Source organism: Pseudomonas sp. 02C 26, from assembly GCF_002843585.1.
Classification (GTDB): domain Bacteria; phylum Pseudomonadota; class Gammaproteobacteria; order Pseudomonadales; family Pseudomonadaceae; genus Aquipseudomonas; species Aquipseudomonas shirazensis.
In genome coordinates, this window is sequence record NZ_CP025262.1 from 3,945,831 (window position 1) to 3,964,339 (window position 18,509).

Here is an 18,509-nt window from a genome sequence, read left to right on the forward strand (position 1 = left end):
ACCGCCGCGAAAGAGTCCCCGCGGTTCTAAGGAGTACGGTTACGCCGCGTCTCGATGATGTTGGGCAACTGCGAAATCCGCCCGAGCAGACGCCCGAGGGCATCCAGACCGGGGATTTCGATGGTCAGCGACATCAAGGCGGTATTGTCTTCCTTGTTCGAGCGGGTGTTGACCGCCAGCACGTTGATCTTCTCGTTGAGCAGCACCTGCGACACATCACGCAGCAGGCCTGGGCGGTCGTAGGCGCGGATGATGATGTCGACCGGGTAGGTCAGCACCGGCACCGGGCCCCAACTGACCTGGATGATCCGCTCCGGCTCACGCCCGCTCAGTTGCAGCACCGAGGCGCAGTCCTGGCGGTGAATGGTCACACCGCGGCCCTGGGTGATATAGCCCACGATCGCCTCGCCGGGCAGCGGCTGGCAGCAGCCGGCCATCTGCGTCAACAGGTTGCCGACACCCTGGATCTGGATATCGGCACGCTTGCCGTTACGCACACCAGACGGCTTGCGCGGGGTCAGCTCGATCTGCTCGATCCGCTCCGGCTCAAGCAACTGCTGGGCTGCGTTGACCAGATGCGCCAGGCGCAAGTCGCCGGCACCCAGCGCAGCAAACAGGTCTTCGGCGGTTTTCACGTTGGCTTTTTCGGCCAACCGATCGAAATCGACCTGAGGCAGGCCAAGCCTGCTCAGTTCGCGCTCGATCAAGGTCTTGCCGGCGGCGACGTTCTGATCGCGCGCCTGCAGTTTGAACCAATGGACAATCTTCGCCCGTGCACGCGAGGTGGTGACGTAGCCAAGGTTCGAGTTCAGCCAGTCGCGGCTTGGGCTGCCGTGCTTGCTGGTGATGATCTCGACCTGCTCACCGGTCTGCAGGCTGTAGTTGAGCGGCACGATGCGGCCGTTGATCTTGGCGCCACGGCAGTTGTGGCCGATCTCGGTGTGCACGCGGTAGGCGAAGTCAAGCGGTGTCGAGCCCTTGGGCAGGTCGATAGCGTGGCCGTCGGGGGTAAAGATGTACACCCGGTCAGGCTCGATATCGACACGCAGCTGCTCGGCCAGGCCGCCGATGTCGCCCAGCTCTTCGTGCCACTCCAGCACCTGGCGCAGCCAAGAGATCTTTTCTTCGTAGTGGTTGGAACTGGCCTTGACGTCGGTGCCCTTGTAACGCCAATGCGCGCAGACGCCGAGCTCGGCTTCTTCGTGCATGCCGTGGGTGCGGATCTGCACCTCGAGCACCTTGCCCTCCGGGCCGATCACTGCGGTGTGCAGGGAGCGGTAGCCGTTTTCCTTGGGGTTGGCGATGTAGTCGTCGAATTCCTTGGGAATGTGCCGCCAGAGGGTGTGGACGATGCCCAGGGCGGTGTAGCAGTCGCGGATCTCCGGGACCAGCACGCGCACGGCGCGCACGTCGTAGATCTGGCTGAACTCCAGGCCTTTGCGCTGCATCTTGCGCCAGATCGAATAGATATGTTTCGCCCGGCCACTGATATCGGCGTTGACACCGGTGGCCAGCAACTCGTTCTGCAGCTGGTTCATCACATCGTTGATGAAGCGCTCGCGGTCCAGCCGGCGTTCGTGCAGGAGCTTGGCGATCTGTTTGTACTGGTCAGGCTCAAGATAGCGGAAGGACAGGTCCTCCAGCTCCCACTTGATATGCCCGATACCCAGCCGGTGCGCCAGTGGCGCATAGATGTCGAACACCTCGCGGGCCACGCGCAGGCGTTTTTCTTCATCGGCGGCTTTCACCGCACGAATCGCGCAGGTGCGCTCGGCCAGTTTGATCAGGGCGACGCGCACGTCGTCGACCATGGCCACGAGCATCTTGCGCAGGTTTTCGACCTGCGCCTGCGAGCCGAGCACCAGCGACTGGCGCGGGCTCAGGCTGGCACTGATGGCGGCCATGCGCAGCACGCCGTCGATCAGCTTCGACACTACCGGGCCAAAGCGTTGACCGACCTCGGCCAAGGTGACCTTGCCTTCACGTACTGCGCGGTAGATCACCGCCGCGACCAGCGAATCCTGGTCGAGTTTGAGATCGGCGAGGATCTCGGCGATCTCCAGGCCGGCCTGGAAACTGGACGTACCGTCCGCCCACGAATGCTTGGCCGGGTTGCCCTTCTTCTCGACTTCCTGGGCGAACTCGCAGGCTTCTTTCAGGTTCACCCGGTCCAGCGCCGAATCGACGCTCACCACATGATCCAGCCACGCTTCGAGATTGATACTGCCGTCGCTGTTGACCGGCTGGTGCACTCTCACCTGTACCATCTTTGCTTTACCTTTCCATACAGCGCAGCCCACGGCCGCACTGACAATCACCGTGCGCCTACCATTCCCTGGAAGCCGCACCAAGAGGGCCAGCGTTGGCTAGCCCACTTCGAATAACGCCATGGCTTCGACATGCGCCGTCTGAGGAAACATGTCGAGAATCCCGGCCCTTGTTAACCGGTACCCTTGGGCGACCAGCACCTGCGCGTCACGCGCCAGCGTCGCCGGGTTACACGAGACATACACCAGCCGCTTGGCCTTGAGGCGGGCGATGCCTTGCACCACCTCGTAAGCACCGTCGCGCGGTGGGTCCAAGAGTACCGCAGAAAAACCCTCGGCGGCCCATTCGGCACCTGCCAGAGGTTGAGATAAATCGGCCTGAAAAAACGCCGCGTTATGCACATTGTTGTCACGGGCATTGGCTGCCGCCCGCTCGACCATCGCCTGCACGCCTTCCACCGCCACCACTTCGCGGGCCTGCCTGGCCAACGGCAGGGCAAAGTTGCCCAGGCCGCAGAACAGGTCCAGCACACGCTCGTCAGGCTGCGGTGCGAGCCAGGCCAGGGCCTGCTCGATCATGGCCGTATTGACCTGGGCGTTGACCTGAACAAAATCGCCCGGGCGCCACGCTAGCTGCATCTGCCACGGCTGCAAAGTGAAACCGAGGGTCTGCCCGGCCTCGACCGGCGTAGGCTCGCCCTCTCCTTGCAACCATAGCTGGGCGCCCGCCTCTTTGCAGAAGGCCTGCAGCCGTGCCAGGTCGTCCTCTGGCAACGGCGCCACGTGGCGCAGCAAGACGGCCTCGGCGCTGCCGCTGAACAACTCGACATGGCCCAGCGCCTGCGGTTTGTTCAGGCTGCGCAACACCGTCGGCAAATGCCGCAGGATCGTTTGCAAGGGCTGTACCAGCACCGGGCATTCGTCGATGGCGATGATCGCCTGGCTGGCCTCGGCACGGAAACCGACTTCCAGCTGACGATTCTTGACGTCCCAGCGCACGGCAATCCGCGCGCGTCGGCGGTAGCCGAATTCAGGCCCGGACAACGGCGCTGCCCATTGCTCTGGCTGGATCCCGGCCACCCGCTGCAATTGCTCGGCGAGCATGCGCTGCTTGAGCGCCAGCTGCTCGGCGTGCGGCAGGTGCTGCAGGTTGCAACCGCCACACCGATCATAGTGCCGGCACGGCGCCGGGCACCGCTCGGGGCTGGCTTGCAGGACCCGCTCAAGGCGCGCATCGACGATCTTGCCACGGGCACCAAGCACCCGCGCTTCCACCGCCTCGCCGGCCAGGGCGCCGCTGACGAACCAGGTTCGCCCTTCATGAAAACTGATGCCGCGGCCATCACCGGCCAGGCGCTCGATGTCCAGGCGCTGCTTCTTGCCTACGGGAACTTGCGCAGCACGATCGCCGCCGGCCGGCTGGAAACGCAGGCCGCCTTTACTTTTCTTGGTCATCAGGTCGCGTCGAACAGGCCAGTGGAAAGATAGCGATCACCGCGGTCGCAGACGATCGCAACCATCACGGCGTTTTCCACCTGCTGCGACAGGCGCAACATGCCGGCCACCGCACCACCAGAGGACACACCGCAGAAAATGCCCTCTTCACGGGCAAGGCGGCGGGTGACGTGTTCAGCTTCAGCCTGGGACATGTCGATCACCTGATCAACTCGAGTGGCGTCGAATATCTTTGGCAGATATTCCTCAGGCCAGCGCCGGATGCCGGGAATCGACGAGCCGTCCATGGGCTGCAGACCAACGATCTGCACCGCCGGGTTCTGCTCCTTGAGGTACTGCGAGCAGCCCATGATGGTGCCGGTAGTGCCCATCGAACTGATGAAATGAGTGACGGTGCCCTGGGTCTGCTGCCAGATCTCCGGGCCGGTGCTGGTGTAGTGGGCCAACGGGTTGTCGCCGTTGGCGAACTGATCGAGGATCAACCCGCGGCCTTCGGCCTGAAGCTTTTCGGCCAGATCGCGGGCGCCCTCCATGCCCTCTTCCTTGCTCACCAGGATCAACTCGGCGCCATAGGCGGTCATCGCTGCCTTGCGTTCGGCAGTGGAGTTGTCGGGCATGATCAGGATCATCTTGTAGCCCTTGATCGCCGCAGCCATGGCCAGGGCGATGCCGGTGTTACCGGAGGTCGCTTCGATCAGGGTGTCGCCGGGCTTGATCTGGTTGCGCAGTTCGGCGCGGGTGATCATCGACAGTGCCGGGCGGTCCTTGACCGAGCCGGCCGGGTTGTTGCCTTCGAGCTTGAGCAACAAGGTATTGCTGGTCGCACCTGCGAGGCGCTGCAGGCGAACCAGAGGCGTATTGCCGACGCAATCGGCGATGGTTGGGTACTGCAGGGTCATGGTGTCTTTCGCAATCAAAACGACAGGGGCGCCTATCATACCGGCATTCCCTTGCCGGCCATATCACGCAATCTGTGGTCGATATAGCTGTCAGCTATATAGCAGCTGTGCCGGCGCCGATTCGCTCGCTTCAACGTGCGCTGGCAGGCGCATGCACAGGCGCAGGCCGCGTTTGCCGTTCTCGGCCCAAAGCGTCCCGCCCTGGCGTTGAATGGCGCCGCGGGCGATGCTCAGGCCGAGGCCAAAGCCGCCGTCGCCGGGGCGCGAACCGTCCAGCCGCGAAAACGGCGCGAAGATACGCTCCAGATCGTCCTCAGCCACACCGCCGCCCTGGTCTTCCAGCCAGATCCGCCAGTAACTGCCCTCACGCCGACCGCCGAGGGTGATCACGCCGTCGCCAGGCGAATGACGAATGGCATTACGCAACAGGTTTTCCACGGCCTGGGCCAAATGGTTGAGGTTGCCCTGCACCCAGCAGGTGGCCGGCAATTCACAGCGCAGACGTGCAGGCTGCCAGGCGCTTTCGTAGCAGGCGTCCTCGGCGAGCATGTCCCACAGCGCCTGCAGCTGGATCGGTTCGAGATTCATTGGCGCCCGCTCGGCGTCCTGCCAGGCCAGTTGCAGGGTGTCTTCGACCAGTTGCTGCATGCAATCGACCTCCCGCGTGACGCGCTCGCGCAGGCGCCCAAGGTCAGCCTCGCCATCGCCGGCTACCCGCAGGCGGCTCAGCGGCGTGCGCATTTCGTGGGACAGGTCGCGCAGCAGTTGTTGCTGCAAGGCCACTGTGCCTTGAAGGCGCTCGGCCATCTGGTCGAAGGCACGCGCCAGCTCACCGAGCTCGTCATGCCGGCCCATGGTAGTCGCGTCCAGCCGCGCCGAGAGCTGATCGGCGCGCCAGGCATTGGCCTGCTCGCGCAACTGGTTCAACGGCACAATCAGCATGCGGTACAGACCCACGCACAGCAGCAAGGTGAACAGGCCGGGAATCACCCCGTTGATCAGGATCCGCCACAGCCACAGGTACTGGCCCGGATTGAGCCGCGTGGGCAATTCGATGACCAGCATGGCCTGCGCGGCGGGGTCGGCGAACGGCAAGCGCAGCCACGGTTGATCGACACTGCGTCGGCTCATCGGCCAGTCGACCTGGCGCAGGCGGGTCAGGCGCTGGGTCTGCTCGGCCGTCAGCGGGGTACTGCTCAAGCTGTGCAGGTGGCTGTTGATGACGCCGACAAAGCCCTGCTCACGTGCGCGCATGCCTTGCAACCATTGATCGATGCCGGCCTGGCCGCCCTCGTGCCAGGCCTGCTCAGCCTCGACCGCGTAGGCCTGCAGCAGTTGCCGGGCGGGCTTGGAGAGAAATGCATTCTGGGTTTCCATGTAGCGACCCCAGCTGTAGCTCAGTCCGATCATCAACAGGCAAAAGCCCACCAGCAAAATCGCCAGGCGCCAGAACAACGAATGTCGATCGAGCATGGTTCAGCCCTCGCCGGCGCTGAGCACATAACCTTTGCCCCAAACGGTGACGATCTGCCGCTCGTGGTAACCGACCGCCTTGAGCTTGCGGCGGATCTGGCTGACGTGCATGTCCAGGCTGCGATCGTGGCGGGAGTAACCCCGCTGCAACACTTGCTGATACAGCAGCGGCTTGCTCAGCACCTCGTCCGGACTGCGGTAGAGGGTGTCCAGCAGGCGATATTCGCTGGGGGTCAGGCCGGCCCAGTTGGAGCCGAGGCAAACATCGCTGATAGCGTCATCAAAGCGCAGCTCGCCTGGCTCGACAGGTTGCGGTGCCTGGCGCCGGCGCTCCAGCTCAACCCGGCGCAGGATCGCCTCGATGCGCACCTGCAACTCGGCCATGCTGAAGGGCTTGGGCAGATAGTCATCGGCGCCGCGCTGAAAGCCGGTGATACGGTCCGCTTCAGCGCCCAGGGCCGACATCAGGATCACTGGCGTGGCGCTTTTGCGCCGCAGCTGCGCGAGTGCATCGAGGCCGTTCAGCCCCGGCAGGAGGATATCCATCAGGACCACATCGAACACCTGCCGGCCTGCTGTTTCCAGACCGTCAAGGCCGTTGCGGCACCAGGTCACCTGAAACCCACCGCGCTGCAATTCTTCGTGCAGGTAAGCGCCGAGGACCGGGTCGTCTTCGATGGCGAGAATGTTCGAGTGGTGAATGGCTACGGGATTCATTGGCTTCTGGCATTGATTCTCAATTACGCGATTATTGGCCAGTAACTCAAGGCTAGGCAACTGGATTACGACCAAACCATTAGCGCCTCCGGCTGCAAGCGCAGCCTGCCAGCCCGCCTGGGGCGCTGAAATGATCGCTTTACGCCCGCAGCCGGAGTAACGTTCGGCAACTATTCCGTCCCGCTCGGCGACGGCCATCAGGCACATCACAGGAGGCGAGTGTGCTCGATCGTTTGGGAATCAGAAGCCGGGTCATGCTGCTGGCGCTGCTGCCGGCTACCTTGATGGCACTGGTGCTGGGCATCTATTTCACCTGGCTGCAACAAAACGAGTTGCGTACCCAGTTGCTCCAGCGCGGCAAGATGATTGCCGAACAACTGGCGCCGCTGGCGGCGCCCGCCCTCGCCCGCCATGCCACTGACCAGCTGGAAAGGATTGCCGGCCAGGCGCTGGAGCAAAGCGACGTGCGCGCGGTGGTGTTCCTGACCCCACAGCGCACCCAGCTGGCCCATGCCGGGCCGAGCATGCTCAACCAGCCGCCCAGCGGCGGCAGCGGCACGCAATTGCTGCAACGCACTGGCAATGACGCCACCCGCTACCTGATGCCGGTGTTCGGCCATCACCGCGACCTGGCCGCTGACGCAGTGCCGGCCGAAGCCGAGCGCCTGCTCGGCTGGGTGGAAATCGAGCTGTCGCATGATGGCACCCTGCTGCGCGGTTACCGCAACCTGTTCACCAGCGTGCTGCTGATTCTCGCCTGCCTGACCGTGACCGCACTGGTCGCCCTGCGCATGAGCCGCACCATCAACGACCCGATCAGGCGGATCAAGGAGGCGGTCACTCAGCTCAAGGACGGCAACCTCGAAGCGCGCCTGCCGGCCATGGGCAGCCATGAGCTGGACGAGCTGGCGGCCGGCATCAACCGCATGGCCGAGACCCTGCACAGCGCCCATGAAGAACTGCAGCACAGCATCGATCAGGCCACCGAAGACGTGCGCCAGAATCTGGAAACCATCGAAATCCAGAACATCGAGCTGGACATGGCACGCAAGGAAGCGCTCGAGGCCAGCCGGATCAAGTCCGAGTTCCTCGCCAACATGAGCCACGAGATCCGCACCCCGCTCAACGGCATCCTCGGCTTTACCCATCTGCTGCAGAAGAGCGAACTGGCGCCGCGTCAGCTGGATTATCTCGGCACCATCGAACAGTCTGCCGACAACCTGCTGGGGATCATCAACGAGATCCTCGATTTCTCCAAGATCGAGGCCGGCAAGCTGGTGCTCGACAGCATCCCGTTCAACCTGCGCGACCTGATCCAGGACACCTTGACCATTCTCGCCCCAGCCGCCCACGCCAAACAGCTCGAGCTGCTCAGCCTGGTCTACCGGGATACGCCGCTGTCGCTGGTCGGTGACCCGCTGCGCTTGAAGCAGATCCTCACCAACCTGGTCAGCAACGCGATCAAGTTCACCCGCGAAGGCACTATCGTCGTGCGGGCGATGCTCGAAGACGAACAGGGTGACCATGTGCAGCTGCGCATCAGCGTGCAGGACAGCGGTATCGGCCTTACCCCGCAGGACGTGCGCACGCTGTTCCAGGCTTTCAGCCAGGCCGACAACTCCTTGTCGCGCCAGCCCGGCGGTACCGGCCTTGGGCTAGTCATCTCCAAGCGCCTGATCGAGCAGATGGGCGGCGAAATCGGCGTCGACAGCGCGCCCGGCGAGGGCTCGCAGTTCTGGATCAGTCTAAATCTGCCCAGGGCCCACGACGATGGCTCGGAACTGCCGCTACAAGCGCTGCTGGGTCGCCGTGCGGCCATCGTCGACGGCCATGAGCTGGCCCGCCAGGCGCTGGAGCACCAGCTGCAGGACTGCGGCTTGAGCGTCAGCGTGTTCGCCTCGTTCGAGCAACTGGTGCAAGGCGTGCAAGCCGCCCATCAGGCCGGGCAACCGTTTGAATTTGCTGTGCTCGGCGCCAACCTGAACAACCTCTCGCCCGAGCTGCTCGGCCAGTACAACCAGCAGCTGGAACGCCTGCAGTGCCTGTGCGTGGTGCTCTGCCCGACCACCGAGCAGGGCTTGTATCATCCCAGCTTGCCCAACCCGCACGGCCAGTTGCTGTCCAAGCCCACCTGCACGCGCAAGCTGCGCCGGCTGCTGCTTGAGCTGATCCAGCCGCGCCGGCAACTGAGCGAAGTGCGTATGCCGGGCAGCCAGCGCATGCCGAAGATCCTCTGCGTCGACGACAACCCAGCCAACCTGCTGCTGGTACAGACCCTGCTCGAGGGCCTCGGCGCCGAAGTGCTGGCGGTCGACAACGGCTATGCGGCGGTCGAGGCGGTGCAGGATGAAGCGTTCGATCTGGTGCTGATGGACGTGCAGATGCCGGGCATGGACGGCCGCGCTTGCACCGAGCAGATCCGCCAGTGGGAAAGCGGCCAGACCGGCAACCCGCTGCCCATCGTCGCCCTTACCGCGCATGCCATGGCCAACGAAAAACGTGCCCTGCTGCACAGCGGCATGGATGACTACCTGACCAAGCCGATCAGCGAGCGCCAGCTGGCCCAGGTGGTGATGAAATGGACCGGCCTCAACCTGGCCCCACCGCAGCAGGAGCAGCCGCTGGAGCGGTTGCCGGAAAGCAGCGAGCTGAAGGTGCTCGACCCCGAAGAAGGCTTGCGCCTGGCAGCCGGCAAGGCTGATCTGGCAGCAGACATGCTGCGCATGTTGCTCGATTCGCTGGAGGCTGATCGCGTAGCCATTCAGGTGGCGCGGGTGGCGGGTGATCGCGAGGCGATGATCGAGCGGGTGCACCGCCTCAATGGCGCCTCGCGCTACTGCGGCGTGCCGCAGTTGCGTGCGGCCTGCCAGCGCAGTGAAACCCTGCTCAAGCAGGACAGCCCGCAGGCCATGCAGGCGCTGGATGAACTCGACCAGGCTATCGAACGGTTAGCCGAGCAGGCTCAGCTGAGCGTGTGACCCGCGCCAGCTACGCTGGCCTGGGTCAATACGCTCCACACCAGGCTGGCTACACTGCCCTGCTCAGCCGCAAAGGACCTCTGCCATGCGCATTCTCTTGTTCAGCAGCCAGCACTACGACCAGGAAAGCTTCAGCCAGGTATGCCGCGACAGCGACCTGGACCTGCACTATCAGTCTGCCCGGCTGACCGTCGACACCGCGCCCTTGGCCGATGGCTACGAGGTGGTCTGCGCGTTCATCAACGACGAGCTGCACAGCGACGTGCTGGAGCGCCTGGCAGCCGGCGGCACGCGCCTGATCGCCCTGCGTTCGGCCGGCTACAACCATGTCGACCTGGCCGCAGCCGCGCGCCTGGGCCTGGCTGTGGTGCGGGTCCCGGCTTACTCACCGCACGCGGTGGCCGAGCACGCCGTAGCGCTGATCATGGCCCTCAACCGGCGCCTGCACCGGGCCTACAACCGCACCCGCGAAGGCGACTTCACCCTGCATGGCCTGACCGGCTTCGACCTGCACGGCAAGACCGTCGGGGTGATCGGTACCGGCCAGATCGGCCTGGCCTTCGCCCGGATCATGGCCGGCTTCGGCTGCCAGTTGCTGGCGTATGACCCCTACCCCAACCCGGACATGCTCGCCCTTGGCGCGCGTTATCTGGATCTGCCCGAGCTGCTGGCCCAGGCGCGCATCGTCAGCCTGCACTGCCCGCTGACCGAGCACACCCGGCACCTGATCAATGCCCAGAGCCTGGCGGCGCTGCACCCAGGCGCCATGCTGATCAATACCGGCCGCGGCGCGCTGGTCGACACTCCGGCCCTGATCGATGCGCTCAAGAGTGGCCAGCTGGGTTATCTGGGCCTGGACGTCTACGAAGAAGAAGCCCAGCTGTTTTTCGAGGACCGCTCCGACCAGCCGCTGCAGGATGACGTACTGGCGCGGCTGCTGACCTTCCCCAATGTGATCATCACCGCCCACCAGGCTTTCCTCACACATGAGGCGCTGCAGGCGATCGCCAAAACCACCCTGGACAACATGATCTGCTGGGCGGCAGGCAAGCCGCAGAATCTGCTCACAAGTTGATGCTAGGATACGCGGCATTTCTGGAGGACCCATGGTCGAGCACGATTTCCGCTACACCCTATTCAACCCGCAGCACACCCTGATCGAATGCCGCGCGCTGGTGCCGGGGCGCTACCAGGTGACCGGTAACGGTGGTTCGATCCAGAAGGACGATGTCCTGCTGGTGACGCTCAAGGGCAGCAAAGACCTGAGCATGCGCCTGACCGTCGAAAGCGTGCGCCACCTGATCAACCCGAGCGGCCAGTGGGTTGCCGTGGCCAGCGGCCCGGCGTTCAAGGAGCTGGCGATTCTCAACTGGCAGATCAAGTGCGACAGCTGTGAAGCCGTGCTCGACTTCGAATTCGCCGTGGACGCCAAGCTCGGCAGCAAAGGCCACAAGCCAGCCGCCAGCGAGCGCGTAGCGGCATTGGGCTGGGCCAGCAAGGGCGACAAGCATGTGTGCCCACGCTGCCAGGAGAGCGCCCAGTGAAAAACCTGCTGAGCGCGCTGTTGATCGCCGGCAGCTTGCTGGGCTGCGCCTCGCAGCCGTCAGCGCTGCGCCAGGACCAAGGCTATGTGCTGGAGTGGATCGGTGAGCGCCCGCTGATGGATTACAGCAACCTGACCCTGACCTTGGGTGAAGACGGCCGCGCTTATGGCAATGCCGGCTGCAACCACTGGTTTGCGCCGTACACCCTCAAGGGTGACGAGCTCAGCTTCGGCAAGGTCGGCAAGACCCGCAAGCTCTGCGCGCCCGCGCTGATGGAGCAGGAGCAGCGCTTCCTGCAGGCGCTGGAGACCGTGCAGCGCTGGGATGTGTCGGCAATCGAGCAGATCCGTTTCTGGCCCGCTGAAGGCAAGCCGCTGCGCTTCTGGCCTGAAGAAAGCTGAGTGTGCTGGCTTGGGCGGGACCGCGCTGGCGGTCCCGCCTGATCGTCAGGCGCCGCCTTTGAGTGCCTTGATCTTGGCCTGCAGCCCATCCAGGGTCTGCTCGCCGAGCAGCTGTTCACGCACCTTGCCCTTGTCGTCGATGATGTAGGTCACCGGCAAGGCTTCGCTGCGCGGCAGCTCGTAGCGCTCGGCCGGGTCCTGGGCGAGCACGGTGAAGTCGATGCCCAGGGTTTGCGAGGCTTGCTTGAGATCGTCGCCCTGCAACCCGTCGTAGTTGACCCCGATCACTTTGATGCCATCAGCCTGCCACTGCTTGGCGGCGGCATTCAGTTCGGGGATTTCGGTACGGCATGGGCCACACCACTCTGCCCAGTAATTGAGCACCAGCCACTGCCCCTCGATCTGCTCGGCCTTTACCGTATTGCCGTGCTGGTCCACGCCATAATCAGCACCGCAACCGCCGAGCAACAGGCTTGCAGTGATGGCCAGTGCCGCCGCCAAACGCTTTGCCATGGGTCAATCCTTCTCGAAGTATTTCAAACCTGTAATTCTGCCGCAGCGGTTAGAATAGCCGCCACACCCAGCTGGATGCGACCCGTCATGACTGATCTGACTCTCTATCATAACCCGCGCTGCTCGAAATCCCGCGGCGCCCTCGAGCTGCTCGAAGCACGCGGCCTTGCTCCACACATCGTGCGCTACCTGGAGACGCCACCGGATGCCGCTACCCTGACGGCGCTGCTGGGCAAGCTCGGCATCAGCGCGCGGCAACTGCTGCGCAGCGGTGAAGACGAATACAAAGCCCTTGAGCTGGCCAATCCGGCATTGACCGAAGCACAGCTGATCGCGGCAATGGTTGCCCACCCCAAACTGATCGAACGGCCGATTCTTGTGGCCGGTGACAAGGCTGTGATTGGCCGCCCACCGGAAAAAGTGCTGGAGATCCTGCCGTGAGCGAGCCCTATATCCTGGTGCTGTATTACAGCCGGCACGGCTCCACCAGCGAGATGGCCCGGCACATTGCCCGCGGCGTCGAGATGGCTGGCCTGGAAGCGCGCCTGCGGACCGTGCCGGCGATTTCCACCGAGTGCGAAGCAGTCGCCCCCGATATCCCTGCCAGCGGTGCGCTGTACGCCAGCCTGGATGACCTGCGCCACTGCGCCGGGATTGCCCTCGGCAGCCCGACCCGCTTCGGCAACATGGCGGCGCCGCTGAAGTACTTCCTCGACGGCACCAGCAGCCTGTGGCTGGGTGGTGAACTGGTCGGCAAGCCGGCTGGAGTGTTCACTTCCACCGCCAGCCTGCACGGCGGTCAGGAAACTACCCTGCTGTCGATGATGCTGCCGCTGCTGCACCACGGCATGCTCATCACCGGCCTGCCCTACAGTGAGTCGGCGCTGCTGGAAACCCGCGGTGGTGGTACCCCGTACGGCGCCAGTCATCATGCCGGCGCCGACGGCAAGCGCGAGCTGGACAGCCACGAAATAGCCCTGTGCCGAGCACTCGGGCAACGCTTGGCGAGCACGGCCAAGGCCTTGGGTGGCGCGCGTGGCTAAGCGTGCCAAGCCACTGCCAGCGCTGGCCTGGCTGGCACCGCGGCTGCGCCTTACCCGCGCGCTGAGCCTGGCTTGCCTGGTCGGCCTGATCGCCCTGCTGCTGGTCAATAACCTGTGGTTTGCCAACCTGCATGGGGCGCGGGTCGAGGTGATCCTTGCGGTCGAATTGATCCCGCTGCTGCTGGTGCTGCCAAGCATGCTGATGGGCAGCGCACGGGCCCATGCGTGGACCTGCTTCGTGGTCAATATCTACTTCATCAAAGGCGTGCTGGCGGCGTTCGACCCAGCGCGGTCGCTGTTTGGCTGGATGGAAACCCTGGTGAGCCTGGGCCTGTTCGTCAGCGCACTGCTATACGTGCGCTGGAAGTTTCAGCACGAACGGCGCCTTGTCGGCGAATGCTGATCCGCTTTTTGTAGGAGCGGCCTTGCCGGGGCGCCGGACCGGTCGCGAAAGGCGTGCGCAGCGCGCCCGGCGATTTTGCGGTGCTGCACAAATCCTGGGGCCGCTACGCAGCCCTTTCGCGACCGGTCCGGCGCCCCGGCAAGGCCGCTCCTACAGGGACCGTGTAACGGCTGGCTCAATGGTTGACGGTGTGCGCCAGCATCACCGAGAGCTGACAAAGTGGCCGGCCGCTTTCGGCATGCCACTGATTGAACACCTCCTGCACCAACGCACGATCACGCTGGCTGGTCGGCGCCTTGTCGATCACGCCTTGGGCGATCAGCGCGGCTGACATGTCGTCGGTGGGGATAAAGGTATCCTTGCCGACCATGCGCAGAAAGCGCGGTGCCGACAGGCCGCCGAGCTGATTGCCATGCTTGGCCAGGTACTTCCACAGGCCGACGATATCGGTCACCGGCCAGTCGGCGATAAAGCTGGCAAAGCTGCCGTGCTGTTTTTCGATGTCGAGGATCATCTGTGCGTTGCGTGGCACGCTTTTGAGCTTGCCCAAGTGGCGGATGATGCGCGTGTCCTGCATCAGCCGCTCAAGGTGCTCGGCGCCCATCAGCACCACCTTTTCCGGCTCGAAGCCAAAGAACACCTGCTCGAAGGCCGGCCACTTGGCATCTACCAGGCTGTGCTTGAGGCCTGCGCGAAATACCCGCAGCGCCAGCGTCGACAGGTAGCGGTCGTCGCTGATGTCACGCAACTGCGCCGGGGTGCGCGGTTGCGGCAGGAACGCCTCGAGGGCCTTGGCCGAGCCGAAGCGATTCAGGCAGAACTCATGCAGCCACTGATAATCGCGCATGGGTCAGATGTTCACCACATCGAGGAAGCGCGGCGCCGCGGTTTCATCGATTTTCAGGCTGGTGAAATCGAACAGGTTGCGGTCGGCCAGTTGTGACGGCGCCACGTTCTGCATCGCGCGGAAGATGCTCTCGGTGCGGCCTGGGTGCTTGCGCTCCCAGTCGATGAGCATTTCCTTGACCACCTGACGTTGCAGGTTTTCCTGCGAGCCACACAGGTTGCACGGGATGATCGGGAATTCGCGCATGTCCGAGTAGGCCTGGATGTCCTTCTCGCTGCAGTAGGCCAGCGGCCGGATCACTACGTTGCGGCCATCATCGGCACGCAACTTGGGCGGCATGCCCTTGAGCGAGCCGTTGAAGAACATGTTCAGGAAGAAGGTTTCGACCATGTCGTCGCGGTGGTGACCAAGAGCCATCTTGGTCGCGCCGATTTCATCGGCAAAGGTGTACAGCGTGCCGCGGCGCAGGCGCGAGCACAGCGAGCAGGTGGTCTTGCCTTCCGGGATCAGTTCCTTGACCACCGAATAGGTGTCTTTCTCGACGATGTGGTACTCGACGCCCAGGGTCTTCAGGTAGGCCGGCAGAACATGCTCGGGGAAGCCTGGCTGCTTCTGGTCCATGTTCACCGCGACGATCTCGAACTGGATCGGCGCCACCTTCTGCAGGTGCAGCAGAACATCGAGCATGGTGTAGCTGTCCTTGCCGCCGGACAGGCAGACCATGACCTTGTCGCCATCTTCGATCATGTTGTAGTCGGTGATGGCTTCGCCGGCGAGACGACGCAGGCGTTTTTGCAGTTTGTTCTGGTTGACCGAGAGGGTGCCCATAGCGCTTGGAATCCGCGAGGTGTGACAAAAGCCGAGTATTTTACGCATAAAGCCGGCGCGGGCGAAGGCTTTCGCGACAATTAACCGCGCCAGGCCGACCAAAGACTGCAACGGAATCAACAACTGCGGCGACAGCGCGATTTGCTCTAAAAAGCGCCTATTGCGCAGGGATGTGCTTCCTATACTGCGACTTAAGGCCATATTACCGCTTGCTTCGGTGCCTGGCCGCGGGCCGCATGTGCTCCATCTGGGGTGCGTCAGGCAACGACCATAGGAGTGACCGGTATGATCCATCACGTTCTTGGGCTGTTTACCCATCCCGACCAAGAGTGGCAGGAGATTCGTGGCGAGGAAGAATCGATCAGCCACATGTACTTGACCCATACCCTGATTCTGGCGGCCATCCCCGTCGTTTCAGCGTTTATCGGCACCACCCAGGTCGGCTGGGTGATCGGTGACCGACCGGCGGTCATGCTGACCGTTGAAAGCGCGTTCTGGATGAGCGTGATGTCGTACCTGGCGATGCTGATCGGGGTCGCGGTAATGGGCGCTTTCATCCACTGGATGGCGCGCACCTATGACGCCACGCCATCGATGGCACGCTGCATCGCGTTTGCCACCTACACCGCTACGCCATTGTTCGTCGCCGGGCTGGCGGCGCTTTACCCACACCTGTGGCTGGGCATGGTGATCGGCACGGCGGCCATCAGTTACACGGTGTTCCTGCTGTATGTGGGCTTGCCGACGTTCATGAACATCCCGGCGGATGAAGGCTTTCTGTTCTCAAGCTCCGTGCTGGCGGTAGGCCTGGTGGTGCTGGTGGCGATCATGGCGGCCACGGTGGTCATCTGGGGCCTGGGCGTGGGGCCTGTGTATACCAACTAGATCCAAACCAACACTGGGGCATCAAGTCACCGGCCGCCGCAAGGCGGCCTTTGACTGTGTGCTGACCGATGGCTCGGCAGCCTCTGGGGGGTTGCGGCATAATGCGCGGCTGAGGAGAACCTAGATCGCCATGCCCGAGTTGCTCGAATCCCGCGTTGAAGCCTGCTATCAGCAAGCCGAAGCGTTCTTCAAACGGAGCTTCATCCGCCCACAGGTGAGCTTCAAGCTGCGCGGCCAGAAGGCCGGCGTTGCCCATCTGCATGAAAACCTGCTGCGCTTCAATCTGCAGTTGTACCGGGAAAACCACGAGGATTTTCTGCGCCAGACTGTGGCCCATGAAGTGGCGCATCTGGTCGCGCATCAGTTGTTCGGCGACAGTATCCAGGCCCATGGCGAAGAGTGGCAGTTGATCATGCGCGGGGTCTACGAGCTGCCGCCCAATCGCTGCCACAACTATGCGGTGCAACGGCGTACGGCGACGCGCTATATCTATCAGTGCCCGTGCCCGGAGAGTGACTTTGCCTTTACGGCGGTGCGGCACAAGCTGGTGCGCCAAGGGCGGCGGTATCTGTGCAAGCGCTGTCGGCAGGTGCTGGCGTATAGCGGGCAGACGCGGCTGGAGTGAAGCCGGAAGGGTTTTGCGGAGATTGGACGAACTTGGGGCCGCTTCGCAGCCCTTTCGCGACACAAGGCCGCTCCTACAGTTGACCACGCAAGCCAGTCATGCGCAGTCGTCTGTAGGAGCGGCCTTGTGTCGCGAAAGGGCCGCAGAGCGGCCCCAGGTTATTGCCTGATGACTTAAGAGCGCGCTGGGCCTTCAGCTACACCGAGGTCGTCGGTTGGACGAGTGTCGGTCAGCGGCGAGCCGCCCGAAGCCAGTTCAGCGTGCAGCTTGTCTTCGTCCAGCTCCTTGACCCACTTGGCAACCACGATGGTCGCTACACCGTTACCAATCAGGTTGGTCAGGGCGCGGGCTTCGGACATGAAGCGGTCGATACCAAGGATCAGCGCCAGGCCGGCGACCGGCAGGTGGCCGACAGCAGACAAGGTCGCGGCGAGGACGATGAAGCCCGAACCGGTGACGCCAGCAGCACCTTTGGAGGCAACCAGCAGCACCAGCAGCAAGGTGATCTGGTGGCTGATGTCCATCTGCGTGTCAGTCGCCTGGGCGATGAACACGGCAGCCATGGTCAGGTAGATCGAAGTACCGTCAAGGTTGAACGAGTAGCCAGTCGGGATTACCAGACCTACTACCGACTTCTTCGCGCCCAGACGCTCCATCTTGGCCAGCATGCGTGGCAGGGCCGATTCCGAGGACGAGGTGCCAAGAACGATCATCAGCTCTTCACGGATGTAGCGGATCAGCTTGAGTACGCTGAAGCCATGCGCGCGGCAGATACCACCGAGGACGATCAGGATGAACGCCAGGCAGGTGATGTAGAAGCAGGCCATCAGGTAGCCCAGCTGCACCAGCGAGCCGACGCCGTACTGGCCGATGGTGAAAGCCATGGCACCGAAGGCACCGATCGGGGCCAGCTTCATGATCATGTTGATGATGTTGAACATGACGTGAGCGAAGCGATCGATCATGTCCAGCAATGGCCGGCCGTAGCTACCCAGACGGTGCAGGGCGAAGCCGAAGATCACCGAGAACATCAGCACCTGGAGGATGTCGCCGTTGGCGAAGGCACCGACCACGGTGTTCGGGATGATGTTGAGCAGGAAGCCGATAGTGGTCTGCTGCGCGCCGGCGGCGGCATAGGCAGCGACACTGCTGGCGTTCAAGGTGTTGACGTCAATGTGCATGCCAGCGCCTGGCTTGACCACGTTGACGACAACCAGGCCGATGATCAGCGCGATGGTCGAGACAATTTCAAAGTACAACAGCGCGTAGCCGCCGGTCTTGCCGACCGATTTCATGCTCTGCATGCCAGCGATGCCGCTGACGACGGTACAGAAGATGATCGGGGCGATGACCATTTTGATCAGTTTGACGAAGCCGTCACCCAGGGGTTTGAGCGCAACGCCGGTTTCAGGGTAGAAGTGACCGAGCAGAATACCGATGGTGATGGCAACCAACACCTGGATATACAGCGATTTGTACAGCGGCTGACGAGTCGTCATGGCTTATTTCCTCGAGTGTGCCGGTTTCCACCCTTCCCAGGGCGGGGGCACCTAAAGCGCTAACCCTCCTGCACCCGGAGGGATTTGTCGTTGTGTTCGAGCTGCCTTTGCAGGCCTCTGCCAAGTGAATAG

Annotated in this window: 18 protein-coding genes; 9 read left to right on the plus strand and 9 right to left on the minus strand. The window is 63.3% G+C overall.

Annotated elements, in window-relative coordinates; all coding sequences use genetic code 11:
• Positions 1–26: 26 nt before the first annotated feature.
• From relA to CXQ80_RS18025, 5 genes are all read right to left on the minus strand, one after another.
• A complete protein-coding gene (relA, locus tag CXQ80_RS18005) occupies positions 27–2,267 on the minus strand; it encodes a GTP diphosphokinase (protein WP_101321749.1) in 2,241 nt (746 codons plus the stop codon).
• 99 nt (positions 2,268–2,366) lie between these two features.
• On the minus strand, positions 2,367–3,722 hold the full coding sequence (gene rlmD, locus CXQ80_RS18010; protein ID WP_101321750.1) for a 23S rRNA (uracil(1939)-C(5))-methyltransferase RlmD: 1,356 nt from the start codon (positions 3,720–3,722) through the stop codon (positions 2,367–2,369).
• A complete protein-coding gene (gene cysM, locus CXQ80_RS18015) occupies positions 3,722–4,621 on the minus strand; it encodes a cysteine synthase CysM (protein ID WP_101323093.1) in 900 nt (299 codons plus the stop codon). The genes rlmD and cysM overlap by 1 nt, the downstream gene beginning before the upstream one ends.
• 90 nt (positions 4,622–4,711) lie before the next feature.
• Positions 4,712–6,094, minus strand: a complete 1,383-nt coding sequence (locus CXQ80_RS18020) for a sensor histidine kinase (protein WP_101321751.1) — start codon at positions 6,092–6,094, stop codon at positions 4,712–4,714.
• 3 nt (positions 6,095–6,097) lie between these two features.
• Positions 6,098–6,811: a response regulator transcription factor gene (locus tag CXQ80_RS18025; protein WP_101321752.1), complete on the minus strand. Its 714-nt coding sequence runs from the start codon at positions 6,809–6,811 to the stop codon at positions 6,098–6,100.
• A gap of 221 nt (positions 6,812–7,032) precedes the next feature.
• Here CXQ80_RS18025 and CXQ80_RS18030 point away from each other — a divergent pair, with 221 nt between their 5' ends.
• The 4 genes from CXQ80_RS18030 (at position 7,033) to CXQ80_RS18045 (ending at position 11,734) form a co-directional block, all read left to right on the plus strand.
• Positions 7,033–9,789 carry a response regulator gene (locus CXQ80_RS18030; RefSeq protein WP_101321753.1) on the plus strand — a complete coding sequence of 919 codons (2,757 nt, stop codon included), beginning with the start codon at positions 7,033–7,035 and terminating at the stop codon, positions 9,787–9,789.
• Positions 9,790–9,874: 85 nt separating this feature from the next.
• Entirely contained in the window at positions 9,875–10,864 is a 990-nt protein-coding gene (locus CXQ80_RS18035) for a 2-hydroxyacid dehydrogenase (RefSeq protein ID WP_101321754.1), read from the plus strand.
• Positions 10,865–10,895: 31 nt separating this feature from the next.
• Positions 10,896–11,333, plus strand: coding sequence for a hypothetical protein (locus CXQ80_RS18040; protein WP_101321755.1), 438 nt, complete (start codon positions 10,896–10,898; stop codon positions 11,331–11,333).
• Positions 11,330–11,734 (plus strand): META domain-containing protein, encoded by a 405-nt coding sequence (locus CXQ80_RS18045; protein WP_101321756.1) that lies wholly within the window; start codon positions 11,330–11,332, stop codon positions 11,732–11,734. The genes CXQ80_RS18040 and CXQ80_RS18045 overlap by 4 nt, the downstream gene beginning before the upstream one ends.
• Before the next feature lie 45 nt (positions 11,735–11,779).
• On the opposite strand, the gene CXQ80_RS18050 is transcribed toward CXQ80_RS18045, so the two are convergent.
• On the minus strand, positions 11,780–12,247 hold the full coding sequence (locus CXQ80_RS18050) for a TlpA disulfide reductase family protein (RefSeq protein ID WP_101321757.1): 468 nt from the start codon (positions 12,245–12,247) through the stop codon (positions 11,780–11,782).
• Between the two features lie 87 nt (positions 12,248–12,334).
• On the opposite strand from CXQ80_RS18050, the gene arsC reads away from it, so the two are divergent.
• From arsC to CXQ80_RS18065, 3 genes are read left to right on the plus strand one after another with little or no spacing between them, the layout of a single operon-like run.
• Positions 12,335–12,688 carry an arsenate reductase (glutaredoxin) gene (arsC, locus tag CXQ80_RS18055; RefSeq protein WP_101321758.1) on the plus strand — a complete coding sequence of 118 codons (354 nt, stop codon included), beginning with the start codon at positions 12,335–12,337 and terminating at the stop codon, positions 12,686–12,688.
• The gene (gene wrbA / locus CXQ80_RS18060; protein WP_101321759.1) at positions 12,685–13,290 is read left to right on the plus strand and encodes an NAD(P)H:quinone oxidoreductase; all 606 of its coding nucleotides are present in this window, start codon (positions 12,685–12,687) and stop codon (positions 13,288–13,290) included. Before arsC ends, wrbA begins: the two co-directional genes overlap by 4 nt.
• On the plus strand, positions 13,283–13,693 hold the full coding sequence (locus tag CXQ80_RS18065) for a DUF2069 domain-containing protein (protein WP_101323094.1): 411 nt from the start codon (positions 13,283–13,285) through the stop codon (positions 13,691–13,693). Before wrbA ends, CXQ80_RS18065 begins: the two co-directional genes overlap by 8 nt.
• Positions 13,694–13,868: 175 nt before the next feature.
• Here CXQ80_RS18065 and CXQ80_RS18070 read toward each other — a convergent pair whose 3' ends face one another.
• Together CXQ80_RS18070 and ttcA are read right to left on the minus strand one after the other, a co-directional pair.
• Positions 13,869–14,540, minus strand: a complete 672-nt coding sequence (locus CXQ80_RS18070; protein WP_101321760.1) for a DNA-3-methyladenine glycosylase I — start codon at positions 14,538–14,540, stop codon at positions 13,869–13,871.
• A gap of 3 nt (positions 14,541–14,543) precedes the next feature.
• Complete coding sequence (ttcA, locus tag CXQ80_RS18075; protein ID WP_101321761.1) at positions 14,544–15,368, minus strand: tRNA 2-thiocytidine(32) synthetase TtcA; 825 nt, start codon at positions 15,366–15,368, stop codon at positions 14,544–14,546.
• 285 nt (positions 15,369–15,653) lie between these two features.
• Here ttcA and CXQ80_RS18080 point away from each other — a divergent pair, with 285 nt between their 5' ends.
• Complete coding sequence (locus CXQ80_RS18080) at positions 15,654–16,253, plus strand: Yip1 family protein (protein ID WP_101321762.1); 600 nt, start codon at positions 15,654–15,656, stop codon at positions 16,251–16,253.
• Between the two features lie 130 nt (positions 16,254–16,383).
• A complete protein-coding gene (locus CXQ80_RS18085; protein ID WP_101321763.1) occupies positions 16,384–16,878 on the plus strand; it encodes a SprT family zinc-dependent metalloprotease in 495 nt (164 codons plus the stop codon).
• 173 nt (positions 16,879–17,051) lie between these two features.
• Here the strand turns inward: CXQ80_RS18085 and CXQ80_RS18090 are convergent, their stop codons facing one another.
• The gene (locus CXQ80_RS18090) at positions 17,052–18,377 is read right to left on the minus strand and encodes a dicarboxylate/amino acid:cation symporter (RefSeq protein WP_101321764.1); all 1,326 of its coding nucleotides are present in this window, start codon (positions 18,375–18,377) and stop codon (positions 17,052–17,054) included.
• Between the last annotated feature and the right edge of the window lie 132 nt (positions 18,378–18,509).